Source organism: Sphingomonas sp. PEI4, from assembly GCF_056679955.1.
The window spans coordinates 720,169-733,626 of sequence record NZ_CM155258.1; the positions used below are offsets into that span (position 1 = coordinate 720,169).

At 64.3% G+C, this 13,458-nt stretch carries 6 protein-coding genes; 4 read left to right on the forward strand and 2 right to left on the reverse strand.

Features of this window, described 5'->3' with window-relative positions; all coding sequences use genetic code 11:
* Positions 1-3,198, forward strand: coding sequence for an efflux RND transporter permease subunit (locus tag AC1MLZ_RS03155; protein WP_480960410.1), 3,198 nt, complete (start codon positions 1-3; stop codon positions 3,196-3,198).
* A 245-nt stretch (positions 3,199-3,443) separates the two neighbouring features.
* On the opposite strand, the gene AC1MLZ_RS03160 is transcribed toward AC1MLZ_RS03155, so the two are convergent.
* Positions 3,444-4,013 carry an ankyrin repeat domain-containing protein gene (locus AC1MLZ_RS03160; protein ID WP_480960411.1) on the reverse strand — a complete coding sequence of 190 codons (570 nt, stop codon included), beginning with the start codon at positions 4,011-4,013 and terminating at the stop codon, positions 3,444-3,446.
* 67 nt (positions 4,014-4,080) lie between these two features.
* Entirely contained in the window at positions 4,081-5,784 is a 1,704-nt protein-coding gene (locus AC1MLZ_RS03165) for a catalase (RefSeq protein WP_480960412.1), read from the reverse strand.
* Between the two features lie 611 nt (positions 5,785-6,395).
* Between AC1MLZ_RS03165 and AC1MLZ_RS03170 the strand changes: the two genes are divergently transcribed.
* The 3 genes from AC1MLZ_RS03170 to AC1MLZ_RS03180 all read left to right on the forward strand — a co-directional run bounded on the left by AC1MLZ_RS03170 (position 6,396) and on the right by AC1MLZ_RS03180 (position 13,448).
* A complete protein-coding gene (locus AC1MLZ_RS03170; RefSeq protein WP_480960413.1) occupies positions 6,396-9,098 on the forward strand; it encodes a TonB-dependent receptor plug domain-containing protein in 2,703 nt (900 codons plus the stop codon).
* 123 nt (positions 9,099-9,221) lie between these two features.
* Positions 9,222-10,787: a sulfotransferase family protein gene (locus tag AC1MLZ_RS03175; RefSeq protein WP_480960414.1), complete on the forward strand. Its 1,566-nt coding sequence runs from the start codon at positions 9,222-9,224 to the stop codon at positions 10,785-10,787.
* A gap of 117 nt (positions 10,788-10,904) precedes the next feature.
* Complete coding sequence (locus AC1MLZ_RS03180) at positions 10,905-13,448, forward strand: TonB-dependent receptor (RefSeq protein WP_480960415.1); 2,544 nt, start codon at positions 10,905-10,907, stop codon at positions 13,446-13,448.
* Positions 13,449-13,458 lie beyond the last annotated feature (10 nt).

Genomic DNA, 13,458 nt, shown 5'->3' on the forward strand with positions numbered 1-13,458 from the left:
ATGCCCGTTCGCTCCCCACTGGCCCGTATCGTAACCTTTGCGGTCGAGAAGCGCTGGCTCGTCCTGCTGTTGACGCTCGCAGCATCGCTCGCCGGTGTCTTCGCCATCCAGCACCTGCCGATCGACGCCGTCCCCGACATCACCAACAACCAGGTCCAGATCAACGTCGTCGCGCCTGCCCTCTCGCCAGACCAGATCGAGAAACAGGTCGCGTTCACGGTCGAGACCGCGCTCGCCGGTATTCCCGGTCTCGAATACACGCGGTCGCTCAGCCGCAACGGGTTCGCGCAGGTCACCGCCGTCTTCGACGAGACAACCGACATCTACTTCGCGCGATCGCAGGTGGCGGAACGGCTGCGGACCGCAGAGGCCGATCTGCCCGATGGCGTGACCCCCGAGATGGGGCCGATCGCCACCGGCCTTGGCGACATCTTCATGTGGACGGTCGAATATCGCGAACTCGACCAGGTCAACCACCGGAACGGCGAGCCCGGCCTGCAGAAAGACGGCAGCTACATCACGCCGGAAGGCGATCATCTCGTCAGCGAGCCCGACAAGGCAACCTATCTGCGCACGGTGCAGGACTGGATCGTCACGCCGCAGCTGAAAAGCACCGCGGGTCTCGCTGGCGTCGACAGCCTCGGCGGCTACACCAAGCAATATCTCGTCGTTCCCGACATCCAGCGGATGGCTGCGATGAAGATCACGCTGAACGACCTCGCCACCGCGCTCGAACGCAACAATACGAGCGCGGGCGCGGGCATCGTCGACCGCAACGGCGAAGGTCTAGCCGTCCGCGCCGACGGCCGCATCCGCAACGCCGATGAACTCGCCCGCACCGTCGTCGCGACGCGCGAGAGCGTGCCGATCCTGCTCAGCCAGATCGCCACCGTCCGTACCGGGCAGGCGCTGCGCATGGGGTCGGCATCGGAGAACGGCCACGAAGTCGTGGTCGGCACCGCGGTCATGCGGATCGGTGAGAACAGCCGCACCGTCTCGACCGGCGTGGGCAAGCGGCTGGACCAGATCGGCCGCGCGCTGCCCGTCGATGTCGTGGTGAAGCCAGTGCTTAACCGCACCGAACTGGTCAACGCGACGATCGCAACCGTTGCCGGGAACCTTGCCGAAGGGGCCGTGCTGGTGATCGTCGTCCTGTTCGTGCTGCTCGGCAATTTTCGCGCGGCCTTGATCGCGGCGCTGGTGATCCCGGTAACGATGCTGCTCACCAGCATCGGCATGCTGAAGGCCGGGGTGTCGGCTAACCTCATGAGTCTGGGGGCGCTCGACTTCGGCCTCATCGTCGACGGGGCCGTCATCATCGTCGAGAACGCCCTGCGTCGGTTGGGCGAGGCACAGCATGGCAGGGACGGGCCGCTGTCGCTTCGAGACCGTCTGGACCTGGTCGCCGCGTCGGCACGCGAGATGATCCGGCCATCGGTCTACGGTCAGGCCATCATCATTCTAGTCTACGCCCCGCTGCTGACCTTCACCGGCGTCGAGGGCAAGATGTTCGAACCAATGGCGCTGACTGTGATCATCGCCCTCGTCTTCGCCTTCATACTGTCGATGACGTTCGTGCCTGCCGCGATCGCGATAGGGCTGAGCAGGCCGGTCGACGAACAGGAGAGCCGCATCGTCGGCTGGCTGCGTCGGCGCTATGAGCCGGAGCTGGGCAAGGCGATGCGCCGCCCGAGCGTGACGCTCGGGATCGCGGTCGGCGCGCTGGCGATCGCAGGCGTCGCCTTCGCCACGCTCGGCCAAGAATTCCTGCCACAGCTCGACGAGGGCAACATACTCGTCCAGGCGGTGCGTATTCCCGGCACGTCGGTCGACCAGAGCCAGGCGATGCAGTTCCAGGTCGAGAAGATACTCGCGCGACAGCCCGAGGTCCGCTTCGCCTTCTCGCGCACAGGCACGTCCGAGATCGCAAGCGATCCGATGCCGCCGAACGCCACCGACACCTTCGTCATCCTGAAGCCTAGGGCCGAATGGCCCGACTCGGGCCTCGCCAAGGAGGCGCTGGTCGAACGGATCGAACAGCGGCTCTCGACGCTGCCCGGCAACGCGTACGAGATCACCCAGCCGATTCAAATGCGCTTCAACGAGCTGATCGCCGGCGTGCGCGGCGACATCGCGGTCAAGGTCTACGGCGACGACATCGGCGGCATGAACGCCGCCGCCGACCGCATCGCCGACATCTTGCGCAAGACACGCGGCGCCGTCGATGTCCGCGTCGAGCAGACAGAGGGCCTGCCGATGCTCGACATCCGGCCGAACCGCATGGCGATGTCGCGGATCGGCGTCACGGCGGGGGACGTGCAGGATACTGTTGCGGCGGCGATCGGCGGGCGCGAGGCGGGCCTGATCTTCGAGGGCGACCGCCGCTTCCCGGTCGTGATTCGCTTGTCCGAGGCGTCGCGCTCCGACCTGACCCAAGTGGCGCAGGTGCCGGTGCCGACGTCCGCAGGCGGCTTCGTGCCGCTTTCGACCGTTGCCGACATCGCGGTCGTCGATGGCCCCAACCAGATCAGCCGCGAGAACGGCAGGCGCCATGTCGTCGTCCAGGCGAACGTCCGCGACCGCGACGTCGCCGGTGTTGTGGCCGACGCGCGCGCCGAAATCGATCAACAGGTGAAGATTCCGCCCGGCACCTATGTCGAATGGGGCGGGCAGTTCGAGAACCTCGCTTCCGCACGCGATCGGCTGCTCCTTGTCGTACCTGTCTGCTTCGCGGTCATCATGCTGCTGCTCTACGGTGCGCTCGGCTCGGTCCGCGACGCGGTGATCGTCTTCACCGGCGTGCCGCTCGCGCTGGTCGGCGGCGTGCTCGCGCTCGGGCTGCGCGGCATGCCGTTCTCGGTTTCGGCTGCGGTCGGCTTCATCGCGCTGTCGGGGATCGCCGTGCTCAACGGTCTGGTCATGGTGTCATCGATCCACGCCCTGATGGCAGAGGGCATGGACAGGGCACGCGCGGCGCATGACGGAGCACTCGCCCGACTGCGCCCCGTGGCCATGACGGCGCTGGTCGCCAGCCTCGGCTTCGTACCGATGGCGCTCGGCCACGGAGCCGGCGCCGAGGTGCAGAAGCCGCTGGCGACCGTCGTCATCGGCGGACTGATCTCAGCGACGTTGCTGACGCTCTTCGTCCTGCCGACGCTCTACGCACGGTTCGGCGGATGGAGGCCTCGGACGATATGATCACCCGGGGCCACGATCGATCGGAAAGACACTGAGTCGTTCTCGAAGTTCAAGGTGAACGCGGTGCCGCTCGACGAACGCTACGAACATATCGATGCGTTCCGGCAGCGTTGGCCAACGTTCCTCGCCGCTTAGGCGGACCACAACAGCGGTGTTCCGGAACTCGACAACCGTCCGTAACTGAAGGCCGGCAACCGGCCGCACGTGCCGACAACCGGCACGTGCGGAACGACGGGTGGAAGCGCCTAGTGCTTCACCCGCGCGGCCATCGGGGCGTTGCCCTGATCCGCCGCCACCGAGCTTGCCGAGCGCCCCGCAGCGTCCTTGATCGTGCGGTCGGCACCGGCGGCCAGCAGCATGTCGACCTGCCGCGTGCGGTTGAACAGCGATGCCATCATCAGCGCAGTCTGCCCGGCATTGTTGCGCGTGTCGACGTCGCATCCTGCCTTAAGCAGGCGCGCGGCGATTGCATCCTCGCCCTTGAAGGCGACGCCCATCTGCACAGTATTGCCCTGGTCGCGGTCCGGACGACACGCGTCCGCGCCCTTGGCGATCAGCACGTCGAGTGTGGCCGCCTGCCCGTTATACGCCGCGAGGATCACCGGCGTGAAACCGCGGTCGTCATACGCGTTGATGTCCGCGCCTCCCTTCAGCAGCGGATCGATCATGTCGGTGCGGCCGAGCCGGGCTGCATCGAACAGCAATTGCTGGCGGCGTTCCGGCGATGGCGCGGCAACCGGAGGCAATGCCGGGCGGTTGGCGGTCTCGGCTTGCGGTGCCACGGCGGCGGCGAGCGCCGCGAAGAATATCAGCATCGTCAGTCTCGTTTCTTGAAAGCCGAATTGAAGGGGGCACGGATGACCCCGCGCCCCCTGCCCGCTTTTAGCGACGGGCGGTCTGCGCCGGATTGGCAGCGCGGTACTCCGCAACGGCACGCGACACGTCGGCCATCGGCACGTTGACCGCAGTGGCGAGGCGCGTGCCGAACTCCTGGTCCGCCTGATAGAAATAGCTGACCATGATCGTCTTCGTCCGCGCCGACGTCACGACGTTCAGGTCGCCCGCAAGGTTGGTGACGAGGTCGGTCCGGTCCTGCGCCTTCAACGCACGGTAGAACGTACCCGCCTGGGCGAAATTGTCCGTCCTGGAGACCGGCTTCGCGTCAACCACCGCGTCGACCTTGTACGTCGACTGGCGATAGCCCGCCGCGGTCGTCTTTGCCGCAGTCTGTGCCGGGAAATAGTTCACGTCCGAAGAGCGCGTGCCGTGGTCGAGCTGGCCGTCCTGGTAGTTGTTGACGACCGGCGCACGCGGCCGATTGACCGGCAACTGGAGTGCGTTCGCGCCAAGCCGATAGCGCTGCGTATCGGCGTACGAGAACAGACGTCCCTGCAACATGCGGTCGGGCGACGCCTCGATCCCCGGCACCATGTTCGACGGCGCGAACGCCGACTGCTCGGTCCATTCGAAGAAATTGTCGGGCACCTTGTTCAGCACCATCTCGCCGACTTTCTTGAACGGCACGTCGAGCCATTCCTTGGTATCGTCGAACGGGTTGTACGACAGCTTGGCGAATTCCGACGCCTTCATCGTCTGCACCATCAGGTCCCAGGTGGGGAAATTGCCCTTGGCGATCTCGCCGTACAGGTCGTCGGTCAGGTAGTTCCACGATGCGGTCGCAACCTGCGCGCCGTTGAGGTTCTTGACGCCTTGCCGGCTGATCCAGCGGAATTTGGCGAAGATCGTCTCGCCTGCCACGTTGACCAGCTTGAATGCGTGCACGCCGTTGCCGTCCATCGTCCGGTACGACGCGGGCGTGCCGAGGTTCGAATAGACGTGCGCGAGCATGTTGGTCGCCTCGGGCGTGGCCGAGAAGAAGTCGAACAGGCGGTTCGGATCCTGCTTGTTGGTGATCGGCGAGGGCTTGAGCGAATGGATCATGTCCGGAAACTGGATCGCGTCGCGGATGAAGAAGATCGGCAGGTTGTTGCCGACCAGATCCCAATTACCCTGGTCGGTATAGAATTTGGTCGCGAAACCACGTGGGTCGCGCATGCCCTCAGGGCTGCCTGACGGGTGGATGACGGTCGAGAAGCGGACGAACACCGGGGTCTGCTTGCCCGGTACGAACAGCGAGGCGCTGGTGATGTCGGCGATGCTCGCGGTCGCGGTGAACTGGCCGAGTGCGCCGGTGCCGCGGGCATGGACGACGCGCTCGGGAATGCGCTCGCGGTCGAAGCGGGCGAGCTTCTCGATCAGCGTCGTGTCTTCGAGGACGACCGGACCGAGATCGCCGGCGGCCTTCGAATGACGGTTCTCGCCGATCGGTGCGCCGTTGTCGCGCGTCATCTGCGGCGCGGTGATGCTGCTGGAATTGCCCTTAGCATCGACGGTGCCGGCAACACCGGCCTGTGCGAGGGCGGGTTTACCGGCGCTGACCGGCGCGGCTGCGGTGGTCATCCGGGTCTCCGCCTGTGTGTCGGCTGGCGCTATCGTTTGCGCGGCGACCGGTTGGATCATTGCGCTGGCCGAGGCGGCGGTCAGCAACATGGCCACCAGCATCTGGCGGCTCGTCGAATTCGTCATGAATACCCCTAGTTCTCGCGTGCCGGCAATGCGGCACACCCGCACAGGACGTGCGGCCAGTGCCGTCCCTGAACGAGAAGCCGAACCGGGCGAAACGGGGGATCTTGATGACAGCGATCGACTGAGCCGATTGGACAGGCCACGGAGCTTGCCATCGCTTGGTATTAGGCCCCGTGCCGATCACGGCTTCTCTGAGGCGCGCGCCCGTAGGCGGTCAGACTCTACCGATTGGCATCGCACAAATGAACCGCCGCGTTGGCAGAATGATGCCGTGCAGGTTACCAACCAACCGCGCCGGAAGCATTGGTCCCGAACTAAGTCGTCAGTCGCCTGAAACAGATAAGCGCCGCCGACCTCAAGACACACGCCCCTGAAAGTGGTGCAAAAATGCAACGTCGTTACAGCTGAATGACATGCATTAACATTTTCAGTTGTTAAACGAGGTTCACTATGGCCGTCTGTTGCAAGATGACGGTGCGTGAAACGACACCGCCACGACATTCGCAGGGCTGATCAAAAAGCGTTTCGGCACGCCGAGCATAATCGACGGTCGAGAACGGGAACATCTGGAGAAGGCTTCTGAAGAGCCAGGTTTCTTACGGGGGTTTCAGATGATCAGATACACGACCTCGACCGTCGCATTGGCGGTTGCACTATTATCGGGTTCGGCCGCGTTCGCAGCCGAACGAAATGACCCTCAGGACGCAGCGACGGCGGTTGCGCAGGATACGAGTCCGCAAGCGGTAGCACCCGCCGAGGCCGCACCAGCAAGCGACATTCTCGTCCTCGGTACGCGCCGTACTGACCGTACGCTTGCCAACTCCCCCTCGCCCGTCGACATCATCAGTGCCGCCGACCTGACGACTCAACCCGCGGCGAACATGATCGATGCGCTGAAGAACATCGTCCCGTCGTTCTACGCCGGCCAGAACTCGATCTCCGACGCATCGACCTTCGTGCGGTCGCCATCGCTGCGCGGCCTGTCGGGCGACCAGGTGCTGGTTATGCTCAACGGCAAGCGCTACAATCGTTCGGCATTGGTGCAGGTGTATGGCGGCAGCGACACCGGGTTGGGCCGCGGTGCGCAAGGGCCCGACATCTCGGCGATTCCCTCGCTCGCGATCGGCAATCTCCAGGTGCTGCGCGAAGGCGCCACCGCGCAATATGGCTCGGACGCGATCGCCGGCGTGCTCAACTACGGCCTGCGCGAGGATCAGGGGATCGAACTGGTCGGCCGGGCCGGGCAATATTATGCTGGCGATGGCGAAAGCTACCAGATCGCGGGCAATGCCGGTCTGAAGGGCGACTGGGGCTTCATCAATGCGACCGGCGAATATGTCGACGAGGGACAGACCAGCCGTGGCCGGACCCGGCCATCGGCGGCGAACTTTGCGCAGAACTTCCCGGCGCTCGCGCCGCAGTTGCCCAATTTCCCCGGTCCGGTGCAGATCTGGGGCAATTCGCCCTCGCACGGATTCAAATCGGTACTTAACGCGGCGATCAACGTCACCCCCGACAGCAAGCTCTATTTCTTCGGCAACTTCGCGCAGAGCAAGGGCAACCAGAGCTTCAACTATCGTGCACCGGTGAGCAGCACGGCGGTCGATTCAGCCGGCGTGGTCCGCAATCAGGGTGCGAACGGCGCATTCAACAACACGTTCTTCCTGACTCCCTGCCCGGCTGGCAACGCGACCTGCCCGACTGGCGGTTTCGTGCGGGACGGCAACACCTTCCGTTTCGGCACGCTATATCCCGCCGGTTTCACGCCGCGCTTCGTCGGCAAATCTCAGGAACTCTACGGCGTGCTGGGGTACAAGGGCACCAGCGGCGATTTCAGCTACGACCTGTCGGGTACGCTGGCCCGCAACAAGCTGTCGCTGTCGATGTATGATTCGGCCAACTTCTCCTATGGGCCAGCGACGCAGACGAGCTTCGATTTCGGCGACCTGATCCAGAAGGAAGTGAACTTCAACGCCGACTTCACCTATGCGGCAGACCTCGGACTCGCAGCGCCGCTGACGATCTCGGCCGGCGGCGAATTCCGCAAGGAGACCTACGAGCAGACCGCGGGCGATACGCAGTCCTATGCGGCCGGTCCCTATGCGGTCGCGCAGCGGCTCTACACGCTGACCGCGCCGGGCGTGTACACCGCCTCCGGTTCGACCGCGGCGCAGGGCGTCGGTGCCAGCGGCTATGCCGGCACCAGCCCGGCCACCGCAGGCAAGTTCGACCAGAAGGCCTATGCCGCCTATGTCGGCCTCGAAACCGATCTCACCGAAGCGCTGACGGTCGGCGCCGCGGGCCGGTACGAGCATTACAACACGTTCGGCAGCGCCTGGGTCGGCAAGGTCAACGCGCTCTACAAGTTCGTCGAAGGGTTCTCGGTCCGCGGCAGCTTCGGCACCGGCTTCCACGCGCCGTCGCCGGGCCAGTCGAACGTCTCGATCGTCACGACCTCGTTCAACGGCGGCAACGCGTTCCAGGCGGGCACCTATCCGGTCAACAGCGCGCCCGCGCAATATTACGGCGCCGAACCTCTGACGCCCGAGAAGTCGACCAATTATGGCCTGGGCGTCATCCTGGAACCCGTCCGAGGCCTGACGATCACGGTCGACGGCTACCAGATCGACCTGCGCAACCGCATCGGCCTGACGTCACCCTTCATCGTCACCGCAGCAGCGGTCGCGGCGCAACCGGCACTACAAGCCGTTGGCGTCGACGGCCAGGTGCAGTATTTCACCAATGGCTTCAAGACACGGACGCGTGGCGTCGACGTCGTCGGCACCTACCGCACGAAATTCAGCGATGCGCAGCTGAATTTCTCGCTGGCGTATAATTACAACAAGACCAAGGTCACCGAATACGACGCGCGTGTCATCAATTTCCCCATCCTCATCGATGCGGAGAACCTGGCACCGAAGCACCGTATCGTCTTCAACGCCAATTGGTCGCTGGACAATCTGAGCTTCAACGTCCGAGAGAATTACTACAGTTCGTTCACCGCAGCGCAGGATTACGGTGTCACCAACATCCTTACCAATGGCGTCGTGACCGGGGCGACGCCGAACCAAGTGTTCGGCGGCAAGTTCGTCACCGATCTCGAAGTGAGCTATGTCTTCGCCGAGCATTTCACGCTGTCGATCGGCGCGCAGAACTTTACCGACGAACACCCCGATCGCCTTGCCGCGAACGGAACGGTCCAGATCTATCCCCTCACCGGCGGCACGTCCGACGGTCAGGTCTATCCGCGCGGTGGCGGCCCGTTCGGCTTCAACGGCGGCTTCTATTACACGCGTCTGCGGGTAAAATACTGACGTGAGTGGGGGGTGCGACCGCGCCCCCCACATTTTGTCTTCCGACACGACTTCGCTCGCTATGCTGTTGCCGCGCGACCTTCGCGCTTGACGCCGACATGGTCGGCTCCGACAGTCGAGGTAATGGCGCCGACACCAAACCATCGCTGGCCGAGCGACCTGATGCAGGCCGCGCTCGCGCTGCACGACAACCAGTTGCATGTCGCCGAACCGCTGCTCAAGACCTACCTGAAGCGCGATCCGTTCGATGCGCGGGCGATCCGGATGCTGGCCGAGCTGGCGGGTCGGATCGGGCGGTACAAGGATGCCGAGACGCTGCTGCGTCGTGCAGTCGAACTGGCGCCCGGCTTCACCGCGGCGCGCGCGAACCTTGCGCTCGTCCTGTACCGCCAGAACCGTGCGCCCGAGGCACTGACGCTGCTCGACGCCGTGATCGCCGACGAACCCGACAATCCCGGTCACGCCAATCTCAAGGCCGCGGCACTGGGTCGGCTGGGTGGATTCGAGGACGCAATCGCGCTGTATGAGAAGGTGCTGCACGATGCGCCAAGCCAGCCGCGCGTGTGGCTGAGCTACGGCCATATGTTGAAGACCGTCGGGCGACGCGACGACGGTATCGCCGCGTATCGCCGCGCGCTGTCGCTGCTGCCGACGCTCGGCGATGCGTGGTGGAGCCTCGCCAACCTGAAGACGGTGCGGTTCGACGACGCCGATATCACGGCGATGGAGGCCGCCCTTGCACGCGACGATCTGGACGTCGAAGACCGCTTCCATCTCGATTTCGCCCTCGGCAAGGCGTTCGAGGACCGGCGCGATCCGGTGCGGTCGTTCGCGCATTACGACGCCGGCAACGCGCTGCGCAGGACCCGGATCGTGTACGACGCCGACGAGACCACCGCGTTCGTCGATCGCAGCATTGCGCTGCTGACCTCAGATTTCCTCGGCGCACGCCGCGGCCAGGGGTGCACCGCCGCGGATCCGATCTTCGTCCTGGGCATGCCGCGCGCAGGCTCGACGCTGATCGAACAGATCCTCGCCAGCCACAGTCTGGTCGAGGGCACCACCGAACTCCCGGACATACCTGCGCTCGCCCGCCGCATCGCAGATTATCCGGATGACCTCGCCGCCCTCCCCGCGAACGCCCTGCGCGAGATCGGCGAGGAGTATCTGCGCCGCGCGGCGATCCAGCGCCGCACCGATCGCCCGTTCTTCATCGACAAGCTGCCCAACAACTGGGCGCATCTGCCGCTGATCCACCTCGCACTACCCAATGCCCGGATCATCGACGCCCGCCGCGATCCGCTCGACTGCTGCTTCTCCAACTTCAAGCAGCATTACGCGCGGGGGCAAACCTTCAGTTATGCGCTCGACGATCTCGGCCGCTATTATCGCGACTATGTCCGGCTAATGACGCATGTCGACGCGGTGTTGCCGGGCCGCGTTCACCGCGTCGATCATGAGGCGCTGCTCGAGAATACCGAGGTCGAAGTCCGTGCGTTGCTGGCCGCTTGTGGACTGGAGTTCGAACCCGCCTGCCTTGCCTTCCACGAGACCGAGCGCGCCGTTCGCACCGCCAGTTCCGAACAGGTCCGCCGGCCGATCAACCGCGACGGCGTCGATGCCTGGCGCCCCTATGATCAGTGGCTTGGGCCGCTACGATCGGCACTCGGACTCGCCGCTGTCAACTGACCCGTGACGAAAACGTCACGGATGCGTCATAAAATCTCTTTGCGCCCGAAGCTTCGTTTGACGTTTGTTGCGCCGCAACACAGGTTGCGGGCACAAATCGTCGTGGGGGCAACGAGCATGAACATAATCGATCGTGGCGTAGTGATCGCATCGCTCCTGGCGTCGTCTGCGATCATCATGCCGGCATTCGCGCAGACCGCCCCAACCGCCGCGCCAGCCCCGGACGCAGTTGCGCCACAGGCTGGCGAATATGAAGGCGACATCGTCGTCACGGCGCAGAAGCGCGACCAGAACATCCAGAATGTCCCGATCAGCATCCAGGCGATCGGCACCAAACGGCTCGACGATCTCAACATCTCGAACTTCAACCAATACACGCAGTTGCTACCCTCGGTGTCGTTCCAGACGACGCAGCCCGGGTCGACCGTCGTCTACATGCGCGGCGTCGCGTCGGGTGGCGACGGCAACCATTCGGGCCCGCTGCCCTCGGTCGGCACGTATCTGGACGAGCAGCCAGTCACGACGATCGGCGGTACGCTCGACGTCCATATCTACGATATCGCTCGGATCGAGAGCCTCGCCGGACCGCAGGGCACGCTGTACGGCGCCTCATCCGAAGCCGGCACGATCCGCATCATCACGAACAAGCCCGACACCAGCGGTTTCTACGGCCGCGTCGATGGCGAGGTGAACAGCGTCAAATCGGGCGGCATCGGCAGCAAGATCGAGGGCATGCTCAACATGCCGTTGTCGCAATCCGCCGCGCTGCGCGTCGTCGCATTCTACCAGCGCGATGCCGGCTTCATCGACAACGTCGCCGGGTGCCGCAGCTATCTGCCGGAACCGACCGCGACGTCGTGCAAGTCGGCCAATGGCGGTATCGTCGTCGACAATGCGGCCTTCGTGAAGAAGAACTACAACGATACCGAGACCTATGGTGGCCGCGCGGCGCTCAAGGTCGATCTCGACAGCAACTGGACCGTGACGCCGACCGTGCTGTACCAGGAACAGCGCAACCACGGCACCTATGGCTATGATCCCAAGGTCGGCGATCTCCAGGTCCAGCATTTCTTCCCCGAATTCCGCCGCGATCGCTTCATCCAGGGCGCGCTGACGATCGAGGGCAAGGTCGGCAACTGGGACGTGACCTATGCCGGCGCGTATCTCGACCGGAAGACCTATACGTCGAGCGACTATACCGATTACGCCGAAGCCTATGACTCGGCCTATTCCTCAGTCGGGGGGCTGGCGGGCTATTTCTATTACCAGGACAATGCCGGCCGGACGATCGACCCGCGGCAGAAGATCATCGGCACCGATCATTTCAAGAAGACCAGCCAGGAACTGCGCGTCGCGTCGCCAGTCGAGGACCGGTTCCGGATCGTCGCCGGCGCGTTCTACCAGCGGCAGACCAACGCGATCTTCCAGGATTACCAGATCGCCAATCTCGGCACGGCGGTATCGGTCAACGGCTCGCCGGGCACGTTATGGCTCACTAAGCAGGAGCGCGTCGACAAGGATTACGCGATGTTCGGCGAGGCGAGTTTCGACATCCTGCCGAACCTGACGGCAACCGCCGGCGGCCGCGCCTACATCTACGACAATTCGCTGATCGGCTTCTACGGGTTCGGGCGCAATCCCGCGGTCGATCCGGACGATGGTCGCCCCTTCACCGCAACCCCGTTCAACGCCGCGGGTAGCAGCCAGACCGGCGTCGCGGGTTGCTATCTCGCGAACGGCCAGACCTTGCGCGAAGCGTATCTGAACGGCGGCGACACCTCCACACTTCTGCCGGCGGCGGTATCGGGCTCGCCTTGTACCAATCTGGCGACCTACACCACGACCGGCCTCGTGCCGAAGAAGACGCAGGGACAGGGCGCGACCTACCGCTTCAACCTGACCTTCAAGCCGAGCGATCGGGTCATGGCCTATGCCACCTTCTCGCGCGGCTTTCGGCCGGGCGGGATCAACCGCCGCGGCGACGTTGCGCCGTATGATGCAGACTTCCTGACCAATTATGAGCTGGGCTTGAAGACGACGCTGTTCGATCGTGTCCGGTTCAACGCATCGATCTATCAACAGGCATGGGACAAGTTCCAGTTCTCGTTCCTTGGCTTGAACAGCTTCACGATCATCCAGAACGGGCCGAACGCGCGAATCCGGGGTGCGGAGGCCGATGCCAACGTCTCGCTAGGCGGCTTGTCGCTGACCGCGGCCGCCGCCTACACCGACGCTAAAACGCGCAACGATCTCTGCGCGACACAGACCTGCAGCGGGGACGGCACCGATGTGCTCGCGCCAACGGGCACGCGTTTGCCGATTACACCGCGCTTCAAAGCAAGCGGAACGGCGCGCTACAGTGTCCCCATCGGCACGGCAAAGGCCTATATCCAGGGGCTCGTCGCGCATCAGAGTTCGGCGGCAGCGGATATCCGACTGGCGCAGGCCGCGAGCTTCGGGCGGCTCAAGGCGTACACGACCGCCAACGCCTCCATCGGTGCGGACCTGTCCGGTTATACGCTCGAACTGTTCGTCCAGAATTTGTGGGACGAACGCGCGCAGCTTTCGCGCTTCCAGCAATGCGGAACGTGTTCGCAGCGCACCTACATCGTCAGCAGTACGCCGCGCACGATCGGCCTGCGCGCGGGCGCTAAGTTCTAGTCGAAAATAC

Excerpts from the sequence above, each read along its gene's own strand:
- AC1MLZ_RS03165 (WP_480960412.1), bottom strand. The coding sequence starts at position 5,784 with ATGACGAATTCGACGAGCCGCCAGATGCTGGTGGCCATGTTGCTGACC.
- AC1MLZ_RS03155 (WP_480960410.1), top strand. The coding sequence starts at position 1 with ATGCCCGTTCGCTCCCCACTGGCCCGTATCGTAACCTTTGCGGTCGAG.
- AC1MLZ_RS03175 (WP_480960414.1), top strand. The coding sequence starts at position 9,222 with ATGGCGCCGACACCAAACCATCGCTGGCCGAGCGACCTGATGCAGGCC.
- AC1MLZ_RS03160 (WP_480960411.1), bottom strand. The coding sequence starts at position 4,013 with ATGCTGATATTCTTCGCGGCGCTCGCCGCCGCCGTGGCACCGCAAGCC.
- AC1MLZ_RS03180 (WP_480960415.1), top strand. The coding sequence starts at position 10,905 with ATGAACATAATCGATCGTGGCGTAGTGATCGCATCGCTCCTGGCGTCG.
- AC1MLZ_RS03170 (WP_480960413.1), top strand. The coding sequence starts at position 6,396 with ATGATCAGATACACGACCTCGACCGTCGCATTGGCGGTTGCACTATTA.